This is a genomic window from Leclercia sp. 29361 (assembly GCF_011290365.1).
Classification (GTDB): domain Bacteria; phylum Pseudomonadota; class Gammaproteobacteria; order Enterobacterales; family Enterobacteriaceae; genus Enterobacter; species Enterobacter tamurae.
Map to the genome: position 1 here is coordinate 4,004,919 of NZ_CP049786.1, position 17,319 is coordinate 4,022,237.

17 protein-coding genes are annotated in these 17,319 nt (G+C 56.9%); 4 read left to right on the forward strand and 13 right to left on the reverse strand.

Going from position 1 to position 17,319, the window contains the following annotated elements:
- Positions 1-4: 4 nt before the first annotated feature.
- A complete protein-coding gene (dsbC, locus tag G7090_RS19105) occupies positions 5-718 on the reverse strand; it encodes a bifunctional protein-disulfide isomerase/oxidoreductase DsbC (RefSeq protein WP_106994385.1) in 714 nt (237 codons plus the stop codon).
- A gap of 21 nt (positions 719-739) precedes the next feature.
- Positions 740-1,636 carry a site-specific tyrosine recombinase XerD gene (gene xerD / locus G7090_RS19110; RefSeq protein ID WP_106994384.1) on the reverse strand — a complete coding sequence of 299 codons (897 nt, stop codon included), beginning with the start codon at positions 1,634-1,636 and terminating at the stop codon, positions 740-742.
- Positions 1,637-1,738: 102 nt separating this feature from the next.
- On the opposite strand from xerD, the gene fldB reads away from it, so the two are divergent.
- Positions 1,739-2,260, forward strand: a complete 522-nt coding sequence (gene fldB, locus G7090_RS19115) for a flavodoxin FldB (RefSeq protein WP_106994383.1) — start codon at positions 1,739-1,741, stop codon at positions 2,258-2,260.
- Positions 2,261-2,264: 4 nt separating this feature from the next.
- On the opposite strand, the gene G7090_RS19120 is transcribed toward fldB, so the two are convergent.
- Positions 2,265-2,678 carry a protein YgfX gene (locus G7090_RS19120; RefSeq protein WP_106994382.1) on the reverse strand — a complete coding sequence of 138 codons (414 nt, stop codon included), beginning with the start codon at positions 2,676-2,678 and terminating at the stop codon, positions 2,265-2,267.
- A complete protein-coding gene (sdhE, locus tag G7090_RS19125) occupies positions 2,659-2,925 on the reverse strand; it encodes an FAD assembly factor SdhE (protein WP_032613860.1) in 267 nt (88 codons plus the stop codon). Before sdhE ends, G7090_RS19120 begins: the two co-directional genes overlap by 20 nt.
- Positions 2,926-3,229: 304 nt before the next feature.
- Between sdhE and ygfZ the strand changes: the two genes are divergently transcribed.
- Positions 3,230-4,210, forward strand: a complete 981-nt coding sequence (gene ygfZ / locus G7090_RS19130) for a tRNA-modifying protein YgfZ (RefSeq protein WP_166183879.1) — start codon at positions 3,230-3,232, stop codon at positions 4,208-4,210.
- An 85-nt stretch (positions 4,211-4,295) separates the two neighbouring features.
- On the opposite strand, the gene G7090_RS19135 is transcribed toward ygfZ, so the two are convergent.
- Positions 4,296-4,955 carry a hemolysin III family protein gene (locus G7090_RS19135; protein WP_166183881.1) on the reverse strand — a complete coding sequence of 220 codons (660 nt, stop codon included), beginning with the start codon at positions 4,953-4,955 and terminating at the stop codon, positions 4,296-4,298.
- A gap of 164 nt (positions 4,956-5,119) precedes the next feature.
- The gene (gene yqfB, locus G7090_RS19140; protein ID WP_166183884.1) at positions 5,120-5,431 is read right to left on the reverse strand and encodes a N(4)-acetylcytidine aminohydrolase; all 312 of its coding nucleotides are present in this window, start codon (positions 5,429-5,431) and stop codon (positions 5,120-5,122) included.
- Between the two features lie 52 nt (positions 5,432-5,483).
- On the opposite strand from yqfB, the gene G7090_RS19145 reads away from it, so the two are divergent.
- A complete protein-coding gene (locus G7090_RS19145; RefSeq protein WP_106994378.1) occupies positions 5,484-6,215 on the forward strand; it encodes a MurR/RpiR family transcriptional regulator in 732 nt (243 codons plus the stop codon).
- A 113-nt stretch (positions 6,216-6,328) separates the two neighbouring features.
- Positions 6,329-7,762, forward strand: a complete 1,434-nt coding sequence (bglA, locus tag G7090_RS19150; protein ID WP_166183886.1) for a 6-phospho-beta-glucosidase BglA — start codon at positions 6,329-6,331, stop codon at positions 7,760-7,762.
- Positions 7,763-7,847: 85 nt separating this feature from the next.
- On the opposite strand, the gene G7090_RS19155 is transcribed toward bglA, so the two are convergent.
- From G7090_RS19155 to pepP, 7 genes are all read right to left on the reverse strand, one after another.
- The gene (locus G7090_RS19155; protein WP_166183888.1) at positions 7,848-8,591 is read right to left on the reverse strand and encodes an SDR family oxidoreductase; all 744 of its coding nucleotides are present in this window, start codon (positions 8,589-8,591) and stop codon (positions 7,848-7,850) included.
- Between the two features lie 71 nt (positions 8,592-8,662).
- Entirely contained in the window at positions 8,663-11,536 is a 2,874-nt protein-coding gene (gene gcvP / locus G7090_RS19160) for an aminomethyl-transferring glycine dehydrogenase (protein WP_166183890.1), read from the reverse strand.
- A gap of 127 nt (positions 11,537-11,663) precedes the next feature.
- Positions 11,664-12,053, reverse strand: coding sequence for a glycine cleavage system protein GcvH (gene gcvH, locus G7090_RS19165; protein WP_039029826.1), 390 nt, complete (start codon positions 12,051-12,053; stop codon positions 11,664-11,666).
- A 23-nt stretch (positions 12,054-12,076) separates the two neighbouring features.
- Positions 12,077-13,171, reverse strand: coding sequence for a glycine cleavage system aminomethyltransferase GcvT (gcvT, locus tag G7090_RS19170; protein WP_166183892.1), 1,095 nt, complete (start codon positions 13,169-13,171; stop codon positions 12,077-12,079).
- 428 nt (positions 13,172-13,599) lie between these two features.
- Positions 13,600-14,802, reverse strand: a complete 1,203-nt coding sequence (ubiI, locus tag G7090_RS19175) for an FAD-dependent 2-octaprenylphenol hydroxylase (protein ID WP_166183895.1) — start codon at positions 14,800-14,802, stop codon at positions 13,600-13,602.
- A 12-nt stretch (positions 14,803-14,814) separates the two neighbouring features.
- Positions 14,815-15,993, reverse strand: coding sequence for a 2-octaprenyl-6-methoxyphenyl hydroxylase (gene ubiH / locus G7090_RS19180; protein WP_166183897.1), 1,179 nt, complete (start codon positions 15,991-15,993; stop codon positions 14,815-14,817).
- On the reverse strand, positions 15,990-17,303 hold the full coding sequence (gene pepP, locus G7090_RS19185; protein ID WP_166183899.1) for a Xaa-Pro aminopeptidase: 1,314 nt from the start codon (positions 17,301-17,303) through the stop codon (positions 15,990-15,992). The genes ubiH and pepP overlap by 4 nt, the downstream gene beginning before the upstream one ends.
- Positions 17,304-17,319 lie beyond the last annotated feature (16 nt).

Consider the following 17,319-nt stretch of genomic DNA (forward strand, 5'->3'; position numbering starts at 1 on the left):
CGAATTATTTACCGCCAAACTGTTTCTGGTGCTCGTCGAGGAACGCTTTCATCTCTTTCGGCCCCTGGTAACCCGGCACGACATAACCGTTGCTCAGCACGATGGCGGGCGTTCCGGTCACGCCAAACTGCACCCCCAGCGCGTAGTGATTGGCAATGTCGATATCGCACGAGGCTGGCTGAATGCCTTTACCGCTCATGGCATCATCAAAGGCTTTGTTGCGATCTTTCGCACACCAGATGGCCTTCATGTCCTGCTCAGGCTGGCTCTGCACGCCCGCCCGCGGGAAGGCGAGATAACGCACGGTGATCCCCAGCGCGTTGTAGTCTTTCATCTCTTCATGCAGTTTGTGGCAGTAGCCGCAAGTGATGTCGGTGAACACGGTAATGACATGTTTTTCCTGCGCCGCTTTGTAGACGATCATCTCTTTTTCCAGCGCGTGCAGGTTCTTCATCAGCATCTGGTTAGTCACGTTGACCGGCTGGGCACCGCTTACGTCGTACAGCGGTCCCTGCAGGAAGTGCTTACCGTCTTCGGTGACGTACATTACGCCGCCGCTGGTCATCACGGTTTTCATCCCGGGAATTGGCGAAGGTTGAATCTCGCTCCCGGTGACGCCAAGCTTCGCCAGGGACTGTTTAATGGCCGCATCGTCAGCATGCGCCAGGCCGGATAATGAGGCTGCCAGCAGAGAGAAGAGCACTAAAGACTTTTTCATATTGGTTCCTGTTACAAGTCATCACGCACGTGGGTGATGCTGTTGGTGTAGCTGCCGCAGGCGTTCCGTCGCGACATGCGTGTAGATTTGCGTCGTTGAAAGGTCACTGTGCCCAAGCAGCATCTGGACCACGCGCAGATCGGCTCCATGGTTCAGAAGATGGGTCGCAAAAGCGTGACGCAGAACGTGCGGCGAAAGTTTTTCACTGTCGATACCCGCCAGTGTGGCGTAATGTTTGATGCGATGCCAGAAGGTTTGACGCGTCATTTGCTGCGCACGCTGGCTCGGAAACAGCACATCAATGGAGGCACCGTTGAGCAACCACGGACGCCCATGCTGAAGATAGTTCTCCAGCCAGTACACCGCCTCTTCCCCCAGCGGCACCAGACGCTCTTTGTTGCCTTTCCCGATCACCCGCACTACGCCCTGACGCAGGCTAATATCGCTCATCGTCAGCCCGACCAGCTCAGAGACGCGCAGCCCCGTCGCGTACAACACTTCAAGCATCGCTTTATCGCGTAACTCCAGCGGTTGGTCAACCACCGGCGACTGTAATAATCTCTCAACTTGTGCTTCGCTGAGATCCTTCGGCAGACGCTGGGGCAATTTTGGCGAGGCCAGCGCGGCGCTGGGATCGTCGGGACGTAATTTCTCACGATACAGATGCTGAAACAGACGCCGCATGGCGCTCAGCAGCCGGGCGGAACTGGTGGCTTTATAGCCCCCCTCCATGCGCTCGGCAAGCAGCGCCTGCAGATCGCCACTTTGGGCCGTGGCCAGGGCGAGATCATGATGGTGTAACCAGGCCACCAGCATCCCCAGATCGCGTCGGTAAGCACTGAGGGTATTTTCGGCAAGATTCTTCTCCAGCCACAGTGCATCGAGAAATTGCTCGATGAGTGCGAGATCCTTTTCCACGTCAGCCTCTTTCGTTCTGCAATGGGTGCATTATGCCTGAACGGGCCTTGTTTCTGGTACACTAGTTCGCAAAGTCATAGCAAGTATTGAGACATTTTAGCGATGAATATTGGTCTGTTTTATGGTTCCAGCACCTGCTACACCGAGATGGCCGCAGAGAAAATTCGCGACATTATTGGTCCGGAACTGGTCACCCTGCATAATCTCAAAGACGACGCACCGACGATGATGGAGCAGTACGACGTGCTGATTCTGGGCATCCCGACCTGGGATTTTGGTGAACTGCAGGAAGACTGGGAAGCCATCTGGGATCAGCTTGATTCCCTGCAGCTGGAAGGCAAAATTATCGCGCTGTACGGCATGGGCGATCAGCTAGGCTACGGCGAGTGGTTCCTCGACGCGCTGGGGATGCTGCATGACAAGCTGGCGCCGAAAGGGGTGACCTTCATCGGCTACTGGCCGACAGAGGGCTATGAGTTTACCAGCAAGAAACCGATCATTGCCGACGGCCAGCTGTTTGTCGGGCTGGCCATCGATGAAACGAATCAATACGATCTGAGTGAAGAGCGCCTGCAAAACTGGTGCGAGCAGATCCTCGGCGAAATGGCGGAGCAGTTCAGCTAAACCCCTACCGTCCGTGCGTCGGTTGCTGCGAAAGCATCCGGCGCAGATCCCGCCACTCCCCTTCATCCATGCTGTCTGCCGCCAGCCATAAATGCTGGTAGCGTTTCCCGCTGCCTTTGCGTAAGCGGAGCATCATGCCGGAATTGAGCATCCACGGCGTGCCGACAATCTCCCACTCGCTGCCCTGCCAGTGCAGGCGGGAATCCATGAACAGTTTGATTTCGCCCTGACGGGAATTGATGCGTCGTTGACTGCGTACGCTATCAAACACCACCAGCGACAGTAAGATTAACCATAATGGGGTGTAGCTCAGCGGCCATGGCATTAACAGAATGCAAGCCGCCACCAGGCCGTGGAGCAAAAGAGACATCCACTGGGCGCGCCACGAGACGCGTAAATCAGATTGCCACAGGACCACGTTCCCGATTCCGTGTTTGAATTAAAAGCACCATCCGTTGCAGTTCGGCGTCGGCGGGTTCGCCATGATTCATCAACCAGTTAAATAAATCAGGATCGTCGTTCTCCAGCAGGCGGATGAAGAGCTTTTTGTCCTCATCGCTCAGGGTGTCGTACTCGTATTCGAAGAACGGCATGATGGAGATATCGAGTTCGCGCATGCCGCGACGGCATGCCCAATGAATGCGGGCTTTGTTAGTAATGTCCATGTGCTTTTTCCTGCATAACGTTGAGTTCAGGCAGTGTTCCGTTCGTATCGGCTGAGAAAGAGGATCTACCGGGAAGAAACGGCTCTTAGTGTAACGTGTTTTTTGCTGTTTCATTACTGGAATATTGCGTTCCTGACGCATGCTCCCAGAAAAAACCACAACAAATACCGGTGTTGATCCGTTTTGCGTTGCGTTACGCAGAATGGCGCGAGGGCACGAATAGCCTGTTGAAACCGCTTGCAATGGCGACAGTCTCTTTTACCATTAGGCATTAACAAAGCGTTATGCAATTCAGGATCTCACTATGGCATTTACACCTTTTTCTCCGCGCCAGCCTGTCGCCTCTGCGCGTCTGCCGCTGACGCTTATGACTCTTGATGACTGGGCGCTGGCCACCCTCGTGGGTGCGGACAGCGAAAAGTACCTGCAGGGCCAGGTGACCGCTGACGTCAGCCAGATGACCGAACACCAGCATCTGCTGGCTGCGCACTGCGATCCAAAAGGCAAAATGTGGAGCAACCTGCGCCTCTTCCGCCGTCAGGACGGTTTTGCCCTGATCGAACGCCGCAGCCTGCGCGACGCCCAACTCACCGAGCTGAAAAAGTATGCGGTGTTCTCAAAAGTGACCATCGCCGCCGATGATGAGCTGGTGCTGTTGGGCGTGGCCGGATTCCAGGCGCGCGCGGCGTTGAAAAACCTGTTCAGCGAACTGCCTGATGCCGAAAAACAGGTGACCAACGACGGTGCCACCTCGCTGCTGTGGTTTGAACACCCGGCGGAACGTTTCCTGCTGGTGACCGATGTCGCCACTGCAGAGCGCGTGACCCAGGCCCTGCGTGGCGAAGCTCAGCTGAATAACAGCCAGCAGTGGCTGGCGCTGAACATCGAAGCGGGCATCCCGGTAATCGACGCCGCTAACAGCGGGCAGTTTATTCCTCAGGCGACCAACCTGCAGGCGCTCGGCGGGATCAGCTTTAAAAAAGGCTGCTACACCGGCCAGGAGATGGTCGCCCGCGCGAAGTTCCGCGGCGCCAACAAACGTGCGCTGTGGTATCTGGCAGGCCAGGCCAGCCGTGTACCGGAAGCCGGTGAAGATCTGGAGCTGAAAATGGGTGAGAACTGGCGCCGGACCGGCACCGTGCTTGCTGCCGTTCAGCTCGACGATGGCCGCCTGCTGGTGCAGGCCGTCATGAATAATGATATGGAGCCGGATAGCGTGTTCCGCGTGCGCGAAGATGTGAATACCCTGAGCATCGAGCCGCTGCCGTATTCGCTGGAAGAGTGATGTTTTTTGCCCGGTGGCGCTGCGCTTACCGGGCCTACAAGCCCCGTAGGCCGGGTAAGGCGAAGCCGCCACCCGGCAATGTTAATTAAACCTGCCCTACATACAAATAAATCGCCAGGAAATGGCAGACGCTGCCGCCCAGCACAAACCCGTGCCAGATCGCGTGGTTATAGGGGATGCGCTTGCAGACGTAAAAAATCACCCCCAGCGAATAGATAATTCCGCCGACCGCCAGCAAGGTCACTCCACCCGCCGCCAGTTTTACCGCCAGCTGATAGACCACAATCAGTGACAGCCAGCCCATGGTCAGATAGGTCACCAGCGACAGCACCTTGAAACGGTGCGCGATGGTCAGCTTGAACAGGATCCCCAGCAGCGCCAGGCTCCAGATCACAATCATCAGCCCGCGCGCCAGCGGTGAATCCAGTCCCACCAGCAAAAACGGCGTATAGGTCCCGGCAATCAGCAGATAGATGGCGCAGTGGTCGAATTTTTTTAGCCATATTTTGGCCCGCTGATGCGGAATGGCATGGTAAAGAGTGGACGCCAGGAACAGCAGAATCATGCTTCCGCCATACAGGCTGTAACTGGTGATTGCCAGCGCGCTGGCGTTGGTGTCGACGGCCTGAACCAGTAGCAATACCAGCCCGACTATGCCAAACACCAGACCCACGCCGTGACTAATACTGTTGGCTATTTCCTCAGCCAGCGAATATCCCTGTGCGGTTAATGGTTTGCTAACCATAGAGAACTCCGGGAAAACATAAGTGAATACTGCATCGCTGACTATGCTAACTGAGAATGATTTCAGTGAACACCTGTTAGCTAAAATAAATATCCTTTTAATATTTATTAAATAAAATCATATTCTTGAATGATATTTTCAGCTAACGGATGTTCTGCTAAAAATCAAAGGCATTTAAAATCAATAACATAAAACTGAGTCTGATTTGGATAGATCTCCGCGATGACCCGCTTAAGTTCACCGAGGGTCATATTCTCCTGCTGAGCATGCTTTTCGGTTAGCGTTTCCAGCGTCACGGTCGACGTGCCCGTCACCTCAATGGTGCAAAAGTAACCGTCATCTTCATAACGCCCCACCCGCAGAATATCACCCGCTTCAAAGTGCGCTTCGCTCTCATCGCGAATGGTAATGGTCTTACGCCCGGCCAGAATGTCATCCTGAAAGCGCTGAAAAAAAGTAATGTCGTTTGGCTGCATGGTATTATTCCCTGAAGATGAAGTCTGATGAGTGAGTTTAACCCCTGTGAGCATGTTCTCCCATTCCGCCATTGCCAGTCTCAATAATCTGGAGATGATGGTCTACAACACCGTCATCAAAAACCGTGACCAGGTGATGTACATGACTATCCGCGAACTGGCGGATGCGGCAGGGGTCTCCACCACCACCGTGCTGCGCTTTTGCCGCAAGCTGAAATGCGATGGGTATTCTGAATTCCGCGTGCGGTTTAAATTATATCTCGAACAAAACGAACCGCAGCAGGCCAATTTTGGTGCCAGCGAGATTATCAGTTTTTTCAAAAGCGTAAACAATGATGAATTTGATACGCTACTCAATAACGCCGTGGATATTATCTTATCCTCAGAGCGCATTATATTTGTCGGCGCTGGCACCTCGGGGTCGCTGGCAAAATATGGCGCACGCTTCTTTTCTAATATTGGCAAATTCAGCAATCATATCGACGATCCTTATTTCCCGGTCACCAACGATATGGCGAAAAACGCGCTGGCAATTGTGCTCTCGGTCTCGGGCGAAACTGAAGAGATCCTGCGCTTCGCCAGCCAGTTCAGCCTGCATCACTGCAAGGTGCTCTCCATCACCAGCCACGAACATTCGCGTCTGGCAAAACTGGCGGACTTTAATCTCTCCTGGCATGTCCCGCAAACGCGTATCGGAGGGGTCTACGATATTACGACGCAAATCCCGGTGATTTATATTCTCGAATCTCTGGGGCGCAAACTGGCGAAGAAATTAACGGAATAAAACACCCTGTTTTTTTGCCGTAACAAATCACAATTCCTGCAAATTGTTATATCGTGACTTTTTATTCCCCTTTGTTAGACTCAAAAATAAGTCAATTAATGAGATCAGCAAAGATGAAAAAACTCACCTTACCAAAAGACTTTTTATGGGGCGGCGCAGTGGCGGCGCACCAGGTTGAAGGCGGCTGGAACAAAGGCGGCAAAGGCCCGAGCATTTGTGACGTGCTGACCGGCGGCGCCCACGGCGTTCCGCGCGAAATCACTCAGGAAGTGATCGAAGGTAAATACTACCCGAACCATGAAGCCATCGACTTCCACGGCCACTATAAAGAAGACATCAAGCTGTTTGCCGAGATGGGCTTCAAATGCTTCCGCACCTCCATCGCCTGGACCCGTATCTTCCCGAAAGGTGACGAAACCCAGCCGAACGAAGAGGGGCTGAAGTTCTACGACGACATGTTCGATGAGCTGCTGAAGTACAACATCGAGCCGGTGATCACCCTCTCCCACTTCGAAATGCCGCTGCACCTGGTGCAGGAGTACGGCGGCTGGACTAACCGCAAGGTGGTCGATTTCTTCGTGAACTTCGCTGAAGTAGTGTTTGAGCGCTACAAGAGCAAGGTCAAATACTGGATGACCTTCAACGAGATCAACAACCAGCGCAACTGGCGTGCCCCGCTGTTCGGCTACTGCTGCTCCGGCGTGGTCTATACCGAGCATCAGAACCCGGAAGAGACCATGTACCAGGTGCTGCACCACCAGTTCGTGGCCAGCGCCCTGGCGGTGAAAGCCGCCCGTCGCATCAACCCGGAAATGAAAGTCGGCTGCATGCTGGCGATGGTGGCGCTCTATCCGTTCTCCTGCAAACCAGAAGACGTGATGTTTGCCCAGGAATCGATGCGCGAGCGCTATGTCTTTACCGACGTGCAGCTGCGCGGTTACTACCCGTCCTACGTACTGAACGAGTGGGAGCGCCGCGGTTTCACCATCAACATGGAAGCCGGCGACGAGCAGATCCTGCGTGAAGGCACCTGTGACTACCTGGGCTTCAGCTACTACATGACTAACGCCGTGAAAGCGGAAGGCGGTACTGGCGATGCGATCTCCGGCTTCGAAGGCAGCGTCCCGAACCCGCACGTGAAGGCGTCGGACTGGGGCTGGCAGATCGACCCGGTCGGCCTGCGTTACGCCCTGTGCGAGCTGTATGAGCGCTATCAGAAGCCGCTGTTTATCGTCGAAAACGGTTTTGGCGCGTACGACAAAGTGGAAGAAGACGGCAGCATTAACGATGACTACCGCATCGACTACCTGCGCGCTCACGTCGAAGAGATGATAAAAGCGGTCACTTATGATGGCGTGGACCTGATGGGCTACACCCCGTGGGGCTGCATCGACTGCGTGTCGTTCACCACCGGCCAGTACAGTAAACGCTACGGCTTTATCTACGTGAACAAGCACGACGACGGCACCGGCGACATGTCCCGTTCGCGCAAGAAGAGTTTTGACTGGTACAAAGCGGTGATTGCCAGCAACGGCGAGACGCTTTAACTCCGTAACGCCGGGCGGCGCTACGCTTGCACCGGCCTACGATCGATCCCCTCTCCCCTATGGGGAGAGGGTTAGGGTGAGGGGTTTACTTCCCGCCCGCTAACTCAATAAAACTGCCCGTCACGTACGACGCCTTCTCGCTCAGCAGCCAGACAATCGCCTGCGCCACCTCTTCAGGCTGACCGCCGCGCTGCATCGGCAGCATCGACTTCACCCGATCCACACGTCCTGGCTCCCCGCCGGAAGCATGAATTTCGGTGTAGATCAGCCCGGGACGGACGCAGTTAACCCGGATGCCCTGCGCCGCCACCTCCAGCGCTAACCCGGTGGTAAGAGAGTCCACGGCCCCTTTCGACGCCGCGTAATCCACATACTCCCCCGGTGCGCCGAGTCGCGATGCGGCGGATGAGACGTTCACAATCGCCCCGCCTTTACCGCCATGTTTTAGCGCCATGCGTTTCACCGCCTCACGGCAGCAGAGGAAATACCCGGTCACATTGGTGGCCAGCACCCGGTTAATGCGCTCGGCAGAGAGATTTTCGATGGTGCTCTGCTCGAACAGAATGCCAGCGTTGTTAACCAGCGCCGTCAGCGGTTCACCTTCACGATCGAGGCTGTCGAACATCGCCATGACCTGGGCTTCATCACTGATATCTGCCCGCAGGGCAAAGGCTTTGCCGCCCTCTTTCACAATCTGCGCGATCACATCGGTCGCGGCTTTGATGTTGTGGTGATAATTCACCGCCACGGTGTAGCCTTCACGTGCCAGCTGAAGCGCGGTTGCTTTGCCAATTCCGCGGCTGGCGCCGGTAACAAGTGCAATACCCATTCGGTTCTCTCCATAAAAAAAGCCGGGTGGCGGCTTCGCCTTACCCGGCCTACATTACTACACCATCGATATTACTGGTATTCACTCAGCGGCACGCAGGAGCAGAACAGGTTGCGGTCGCCGTAGACGTCATCAAGACGCTTCACGGTCGGCCAGTACTTGTTAGCCACGCCTGCCGGGAAGACCGCCAGCTCGCGGGAGTAAGCGTGATTCCACTCCGCCACCATCTCGTGCTGGGTGTGCGGGGCGTTGACCAGCGGGTTATCTTCCAGCGTCCATTCGCCATCCTGAACGCGGTCGATCTCCATGCGGATCGCCAGCATCGCGTCGATAAAGCGGTCCAGCTCGGCTTTGCTTTCGGATTCGGTTGGCTCAACCATCAGCGTGCCCGCGACCGGGAACGACATGGTTGGGGCATGGAAGCCGTAGTCGATCAGACGTTTGGCAATGTCCAGCTCGCTGATACCGGTCTGCTCTTTCAGCGGACGAATATCCAGAATACATTCGTGCGCCACGCGGCCATCGCGGCCGGTGTAGAGCACCGGGAAGGCAGACTTCAGACGCGTCGCGATGTAGTTGGCATTCAGGATCGCCACCTGGCTGGCCTGCTTCAGCCCTTCCGCGCCCATCATGCGGATATACATCCAGCTGATTGGCAGAATGGAGGCGCTGCCGAACGGTGCCGCAGAGACCGCGCCCTGACGGGTCAGCATGCCTTCGATCTGCACTACGCTGTGACCCGGTACGAACGGGGCCAGGTGCGCTTTCACACCGATTGGCCCCATACCCGGGCCGCCACCGCCGTGCGGAATGCAGAAGGTTTTGTGCAGGTTCAGGTGCGACACATCCGCGCCGATAAAGCCTGGCGTGGTGATCCCCACCTGAGCGTTCATGTTGGCGCCATCCAGGTAAACCTGGCCGCCGTGCTGGTGCACGATCTCGCACACTTCACGGATGGTCTCTTCGTATACCCCGTGGGTGGACGGATAGGTCACCATGATGCAGGAGAGCTTATCGCTGGTCTGTTCTGCTTTGGCACGCAGATCTGCCAGATCGATGTTGCCGTTTTTATCACAGGCCACAACCACCACTTCCATCCCCGCCATCTGGGCAGAGGCCGGGTTGGTGCCGTGGGCAGAGCTTGGGATCAGGCAGATATCGCGATGGCCTTCGTTGCGGCTCTCGTGATAGTGACGGATTGCCAGCAGGCCCGCGTACTCGCCCTGTGCGCCGGAGTTTGGCTGCATGCAGAGGGCGTCGTAGCCGGTCAGTTTCACCAGCCAGTCGGAGAGCTGGTTAATCATCATATGGTAGCCTTCCGCCTGATCGGCCGGGCAGAACGGGTGCAGCTCGGCGAATTCCGGCCAGGTGATCGGGATCATCTCGGCGGCGGCGTTCAGCTTCATGGTGCAGGAGCCCAGCGGGATCATCGCCTGGTTCAGGGCCAGATCCTTGCGCTCCAGGGAGTGCATGTAGCGCATCATCTCGGTTTCGCTGTGGTAGCGGTTAAACACCGGATGGGCGAGGATTGCGTCGTCGCGCAGCATGGTCGCCTGGATAGAGCGGCTGTCATGCGCCACCTCTTTATCGAGGGTATCCACATTCAGGCCGTGGTCGTCACCCAGCAGGACGTTAAACAGGACCTGAATATCTTCACGCGTGGTGGTCTCATCCAGGGTAATGCTCACCGCATTGAGGATATCGCTGCGCAGGTTAATCTCTGCGGCTTCGGCGCGCGCCAGCACCGCGGCTTTGTCAGCCACTTCAACACACAGGGTGTCAAAGAAGTGCGCGTGGCGCAGTTTTTGACCTTTCTGCTGCAGGCCGCAGGCAAGGATATCCGCCAGACGATGAATACGGCTGGCGATACGCTTCAGACCAGCCGGGCCGTGGAAGACCGCATACAGGCTGGCGATATTGGCCAGCAGCACCTGAGAAGTACAGATGTTGGAGTTCGCTTTCTCACGACGGATGTGCTGCTCGCGAGTCTGCATCGCCATGCGCAGCGCGGTGTTACCGGCGGCATCTTTTGATACGCCGATAATACGGCCTGGCATGGAGCGTTTGAATTCATCTTTGCCGGCAAAGAAGGCCGCGTGCGGACCGCCGTAGCCCATCGGCACGCCGAAGCGCTGCGCGGAGCCGAAGACGATGTCTGCGCCCTGTTTGCCCGGGGCCGTTAACAGCACCAGCGCCATAAAATCGGCCGCCACGCTGACAACAACTTTGCGCGCTTTCAGCTCGGCAATCAGGGTGCCGTAGTCGTGCACTTCACCGGTGGTGCCAACCTGCTGCAGCAGCACGCCGAACACATCCTGGTGATCCAGCACTTTATCAGCGTCATCAACAATCACCTCAAAACCAAAGGTCTTCGCACGGGTACGCACCACGTCGAGGGTTTGCGGGTGAACGTCGGCGGCAACGAAGAAGCGGTTTGCGTTCTTCAGTTTGCTGACGCGTTTTGCCATCGCCATCGCTTCTGCGGCAGCGGTGGCTTCATCCAGCAGCGAGGCCGAGGCGATGTCCAGACCGGTCAGATCCAGGGTGACCTGCTGGAAGTTAAGCAGCGCTTCCAGACGGCCCTGAGACACTTCCGGCTGATACGGAGTATAGGCGGTGTACCAGCCCGGGTTTTCCAGCATGTTACGCAGGATCACCGGCGGTAACTGCACGTTGGTGTAGCCCATGCCAATGTAAGACTTAAAGCGCTTGTTCAGGCTGGCAATGCCTTTCAGTTCTGCCAGCGCAGCGTATTCAGTGGTGGCTTCACCCACCTGCGGCGGCGTATCGAGCTGAATATCTTTCGGCACGATCTGGCCGATCAAGGCGTTTAACGAATCCGCGCCAACCGTCTTCAGCATCTCCTGCTGTTGCTGAGCATCCGGCCCGATGTGACGTTCAATGAAGGCGCCACGGTTTTCAAGCTGGCTTAAAGTCTGTGTCATGAGCGATGGTTCCTGAAACGTGCAGTGAATCGTAGTTGTCTCTAACTCTGTTGCCCGGTGGCGCTAACGCTTACCGGGCCTACATTGACCTGTAGGCCGGATAAGCGCAGCGCCATCCGGCACAACATTATTCGTCTTCTAACAGGGCTTCGTATGCAGTCGCATCCAGCAGAGCGGCAACTTCCGCTTCGTCGCTGGCTTTGATTTTGAAGATCCAGCCTTCGCCGTAGGGCTCGCTGTTCACCAGTTCCGGGGAGTCGCTCAGCGCGTCGTTTACCGCCACGATTTCGCCGCCCACTGGCGCATAGATATCAGAAGCGGCTTTAACAGATTCCGCCACGGCGCAGTCGTCGCCCGCGGTCACGGTCGCGCCCACTTCCGGCAGATCCACAAAGACCATGTCACCTAACAGCTCCTGAGCATGCTCGGTGATCCCAACGGTGTAAGTACCGTCGGCTTCTTTGCGCAGCCACTCGTGTTCTTTGCTGTATTTCAGTTCTGCTGGCACATTGCTCATTGAATTTCTCCTGATAAAAATAATTAGGCGACCGGTTTACCGGCGCGAACAAAAATCGGTTTGGTCACGCGGACCGGCATTTCGCGGTTGCGGATCTGCACCACGGCAGTCTCGCCAATGCCCGCCGGCACACGCGCCAGCGCAATACTGTAGCCCAGCGTCGGAGAGAAGGTACCGCTGGTGATAATGCCTTCGCAGTGGTTGCCATTGGCATCGGTGAAACGCACCGGCAGCTCGCCGCGCAGTACGCCTTTCTCGGTCATCACCAGGCCAACCAGCTGTTCGGTGCCCTTCTCACGCTGCATTTCCAGCGCTTCACGTCCGATAAAGTCGCGATCCGCCGGTTCCCATGCAATGGTCCAGCCCATGTTGGCCGCCAGCGGAGAGACGCCTTCGTCCATCTCCTGGCCATACAAATTCATGCCGGCTTCCAGACGCAGCGTATCGCGCGCCCCCAGACCGGCCGGCTTAACGCCCGCCTCGACCAGCGCACGCCAGAAATCGGCCGCTTTTTCATTCGGCATCGCAATTTCATAGCCCGCTTCACCGGTATACCCGGTGGTGGCAATAAACAGATCGCCCGCCTGCACGCCAAAGAACGGCTTCATGCCGTCGGTGGCTTGACGCTGTTCATCAGTGAACAGGGATGCAGCTTTCGCCTGGGCGTTCGGACCCTGCACCGCGATCAGCGACAGGTCATCACGTACTGTGATGTCGATGGAGTAAGGTTCAGCGTGTTGGGTGATCCAGGCGAGGTCTTTTTCACGGGTGGCGGAGTTAACAACGAGGCGGAAGAAATCTTCGGTAAGGTAATAGACAATCAGGTCGTCAATCACGCCGCCGGAGGCATTCAGCATGCCGGAATAGAGCGCTTTGCCCGGCTTCGTGAGTTTCGCCACGTCGTTCGCCAGTAGATAACGCAAAAACTCCCGGGTGCGGCTGCCGTGCAGATCGACAATGGTCATATGCGAGACGTCGAACATACCGGCATCGGTGCGCACCGCATGATGCTCATCAATCTGCGAACCATAATGCAGCGGCATCATCCAGCCATGGAAATCGACCATGCGTGCACCGCATAAGGTGTGTTGTTCGTACAAAGGCGTCTGTTGAGCCATCTTATCCTCGTTGAATGAGCTGGGCTGTCTTGCGTTTTATGCTGAAAATTTCACCATAAAACCCGGCATCGGCATCGCTCCCGGACGCCGACGCAAACGTTCTCTTTTCCCTGAAGTTACCACTGAAAACGGTGGTTAACCATAAGGGAAAATGGGTCATCACATTAGCTTATGGTCAAAAATGCCAGCAAAGCGTACAGAGTTATTCACTATAAAAATGCGAATCATTCCGCACAAAAGCAAAGTAACCTGAAGAAGATTTAGTACAAGAGGATATTTACTGCGGAAAAATGCGCGAAATTTCCGTAACATAAAAATCATTAGATTAGATAATCTAATGCGAAAAAGCGGGTGAAATTAGATTATTTCAAACGAGGGAATTCTGCCGACCCACAGGCCGACAGAATAAAGTGTGACGGGGTTCTAAATTAGCGTAGCCAGTCCGGCAGATCGTTAAGACCCATCGCCTGGCGCAGGAGTTGTGGTTTGACGCCCGGGAGGGTGTCAGCCAGCTTCAGACCGAGATCGCGCAGCAGTTTTTTGGCCGGGTTGGCACCGGCAAAGAGTTCGCGGAACCCCTGCATGCCCGCCAGCATCATCGCAGCACTGTGCTTACGGCTGCGTTCGTACCGGCGCAGGTAAAGATGCTGCCCGATATCTTTACCCTCACGATGCAGACGACGCAGTTCATTCACCAGCTCGGCAGCATCCATAAAGCCCAGATTCACGCCCTGCCCGGCCAGGGGATGAATAGTGTGCGCGGCGTCGCCCACCAGCGCCAGACGATGGGCGGCGAACTGGCGCGCATAGCGACCGGTTAACGGGAACACCTGGCGCTCGCTTTCGACGGTGCAGAGCCCCAGTCGGTTATCAAAGGCCACGCACAGCGCCTGATTGAACTCGTCGGCGGACGCCTCATGCATCTGCTGGGCCTTCTCGGGGGAAAGCGACCAGACGATCGAGCAGAGATGCGGATCGCTCAGCGGCAGGAAGGCGAGAATGCCATCATTATGGAAAATCTGCCGGGCTACGGCCTGATGCGGCTCCGCGGTGCGGATGGTGGCGACCAGCGCATGATGGCGGTAGTCCCAGTATGTGAGTGGAATGTCGGCTTTGTTACGCAGCCAGGAGTTTGCCCCATCGGCCCCTACCACCAGACGCGCGGTCAGCATGTCGCCGCTTTGCAGGGTAATAAAGGCATCGTTTTCGCCCCAGGCCACCTGCTGCAGCTGCGCGGGCGCAATCAGCGTGACGTCGCTGCACTGCTGCGCTTTCTGCCATAACGCATGGTGAATCACCGCGTTTTCAATGATATGGCCAAGATGGCTGTAGCCCATACTCTCATCATCAAAAGCGATATGCCCGAAGCTGTCTTTATCCCACACTTCCATGCCGTGATAGCAGCTGGCGCGTTGGGCGACGATCTCTGACCAGACGCCGATACGGGTCAGCAGCTTTTCACTGGCGGCGTTGATCGCTGAGACACGGAGCTCAGGCGGCGCATCGGAAGCGACAGGCTGAGGCTGTTTCTGCTCCAGCACCGCCACGCGCAGACCGCTACCCTGCAGACCGCAGGCCAGCGCCAGTCCTACCATTCCGCCACCGACAATGGCAACATCAACATTCTGCACTTTGTTAACTCCTTAGCGAGCGACCCAACCGAGAGTCCTCTGCGCCAGCACATCGCGTGCCGGAATGAATAATTCCATCGCCATTAACCCCAGGTTACGCCCTGCCACCAGCGGTGCCCAGCGATTAGCAAACAGATGCACCAGCCCGTCGGTGACGCCGATGGTGGCCTCTTTATCTGCCTGACGTCGTTTCTGATACTGGCATAGCACCGGATACGCGCCGCAATCCTGCTGTCGGGCAAAGGCCTGCGCCAGCGTTTCGGCGAGGGTCATCACATCGCGCAGCCCGAGGTTAAAGCCCTGCCCGGCGATAGGGTGTAACGTCTGGGCCGCATTGCCCACCAGCGCGACGCGATGGGAGACAGCCTGCGACGCCGTGGTTAATGCTAAAGGATAGACCGAACGCTTCCCGGCATGGGTGATACGTCCCAGCCGCCAGCCAAAGGCTTTTTGCAGTTCGGTGCAGAAGCGTTCATCCGACCAGGCCTGCACTTCATCTGCTTTTTCCAGCGGATGGCACCAGACCAGCGAGCTACGTCCCTGCGACATCGGCAGCATGGCCAAAGGACCATGCTGGGTAAAACGTTCAAAGGCGCGGCCACGGTGTGGCTCGGCGGTGGCAACGTTGGCGATCACCGCCAGCTGATGGTACGGCTGCTGCTGCCACTGGATGCCACACTGCTGACCGAGCGCTGAACGGGAGCCGTCAGCTGCCACCAGCAGTTGTCCCTCGAGCGTACTGCCGTCATCCAGCGTGACGCTGACCGAGGTTTCGCTGCGGGTAGAGTGTTCCACGCGCGCCGGGCAATGCAGCGTCACGCCAGGGGCATCCTGCAGCAGGCGGAACAGTCGCAGACCTACGTCGTGCAGCTCCACCACCTGCCCCAGGGCATCAATGCGATAATCCTGCGCCTCAAGGGTGACAAACCCGGCGTGGCCCCGGTCGCTGACATGAACGGTTTCGATCGCGGTAGCGCAATCGGCAATCGCCTGCCAGATGCCGCTGCGGGCCAACTGCTGGCAGGTTCCCTGCGCCAGGGCGATGGCGCGGCCATCAAACCCCGGATGACCGGCCGACTGCGGCGCCACGGCCTCAACCAGATGCACCGGAAGCTTGCCCTGGGTCAGCGTAGAAATCGCCAGCGCCAGGGTGGCGCCCGTCATGCCTCCGCCAACGATGATGATGCTCATCGGCGTGCCGCCGCCATCAGGGCTTCAATCTCGTCGGCGTTTTTCACCACCGACGCCGTCAGGTTTTCGTTACCGGATTCAGTGATGACGATGTCATCTTCGATACGAATACCGATCCCGCGATACTCGGCGGGCACGTCGGCATCCGGGGCGATATAGAGCCCCGGTTCAACGGTCAGCACCATTCCTGGCTCCAGCACGCGGGAACGTTCCGGGCCATACACGCCCACATCATGCACATCCAGCCCCAGCCAGTGGCTCAGGCCATGCATAAAGAAGGGACGGTGAGCGTTCTCTGCGATCAGCTGATCGACGTCGCCGTTGAGGATCCCCAGCTCTACCAGCCCGCTAATCATAATGCGCACCACTTCGCCGGTGACCTCCTGAATAGAGGTGCCGGGGCGGAAAAGCATCAGCGCGGTGTCCAGCGACTGCAGGACGATGTCGTAGATGGCACGCTGGGCCGGGGTAAATTTACCGTTCACCGGGAAGGTGCGGGTGATATCCCCGGCATAGCCTTTAAATTCGCATCCGGCATCGATCAGCACCAGATCGCCATCCCGCAGTTCAGACTCGTTTTCGGTGTAATGCAGAATGCAGCCGTTTTCACCGCCGCCAACGATGGTGTTATAGGCCGGGTAGCGAGCACCGTGGCGGGTAAATTCATGGTGAATTTCGCCTTCCAGCTGATACTCGAACATTCCCGGACAACATTTTTGCATCGCCCGGGTATGGGCCAGAGCGCTGATCTCGCCCGCGCGACGCATGACCTCGAGCTCTTCTTCTGATTTAAACAGGCGAAGCTCGTGGACGGCGGGACGCCAGTCGGTGAGCGTTATCGGCGCTTTCAGATTTTGCCGGGAACCTTTGCGCAGCTTATCCAGCGCGGTAAAGACAATCTCATCGGCATAGGCGTATTCACCCTGCGCGTGGTAGACCACATCCAGGCCATTGAGCAGCTGGTAGAGCTGCTCGTTGATTTCGCTGAACGCCAGGGCGCGATCCACGCCCAACTTTTCCGGCGCGGCCTGCTGGCCCAGACGGCGGCCAAACCAGATCTCGGCGGTGAGATCCCGAACGCGGTTAAACAGCACGCTGTGGTTATGGGTGTCGTGACTTTTGATCAGCACCAGCACCGACTCCGGCTCATTGAAGCCGGTGAAGTACCAGAAATCGCTGCTCTGGCGGTACGGATATTCGCTATCGTTGCTGCGCGTGGCTTCCGGTGCGGCAAAAATCAACGCGGCGCTGCCCGGCTGCATAGTCGCCAGCAGCGCCTGACGGCGGCGAAGGTACTCTTGCTGAGTCATGACACCCTCCTGGAAT

Bases quoted from the DNA above. Each gene is read 5' to 3' on its own strand.
- G7090_RS19135 (WP_166183881.1), bottom strand. From the start codon at position 4,955: ATGGTTAGCAAACCATTAACCGCACAGGGATATTCGCTGGCTGAGGAA.
- ubiH (WP_166183897.1), bottom strand. From the start codon at position 15,993: ATGAGCATCATCATCGTTGGCGGAGGCATGACGGGCGCCACCCTGGCG.
- sdhE (WP_032613860.1), bottom strand. From the start codon at position 2,925: ATGGACATTACTAACAAAGCCCGCATTCATTGGGCATGCCGTCGCGGC.
- gcvT (WP_166183892.1), bottom strand. From the start codon at position 13,171: ATGGCTCAACAGACGCCTTTGTACGAACAACACACCTTATGCGGTGCA.
- fldB (WP_106994383.1), top strand. From the start codon at position 1,739: ATGAATATTGGTCTGTTTTATGGTTCCAGCACCTGCTACACCGAGATG.
- gcvH (WP_039029826.1), bottom strand. From the start codon at position 12,053: ATGAGCAATGTGCCAGCAGAACTGAAATACAGCAAAGAACACGAGTGG.
- G7090_RS19155 (WP_166183888.1), bottom strand. From the start codon at position 8,591: ATGGGTATTGCACTTGTTACCGGCGCCAGCCGCGGAATTGGCAAAGCA.
- G7090_RS19145 (WP_106994378.1), top strand. From the start codon at position 5,484: ATGTTCTCCCATTCCGCCATTGCCAGTCTCAATAATCTGGAGATGATG.
- dsbC (WP_106994385.1), bottom strand. From the start codon at position 718: ATGAAAAAGTCTTTAGTGCTCTTCTCTCTGCTGGCAGCCTCATTATCC.
- bglA (WP_166183886.1), top strand. From the start codon at position 6,329: ATGAAAAAACTCACCTTACCAAAAGACTTTTTATGGGGCGGCGCAGTG.
- ygfZ (WP_166183879.1), top strand. From the start codon at position 3,230: ATGGCATTTACACCTTTTTCTCCGCGCCAGCCTGTCGCCTCTGCGCGT.
- yqfB (WP_166183884.1), bottom strand. From the start codon at position 5,431: ATGCAGCCAAACGACATTACTTTTTTTCAGCGCTTTCAGGATGACATT.
- gcvP (WP_166183890.1), bottom strand. From the start codon at position 11,536: ATGACACAGACTTTAAGCCAGCTTGAAAACCGTGGCGCCTTCATTGAA.
- pepP (WP_166183899.1), bottom strand. From the start codon at position 17,303: ATGACTCAGCAAGAGTACCTTCGCCGCCGTCAGGCGCTGCTGGCGACT.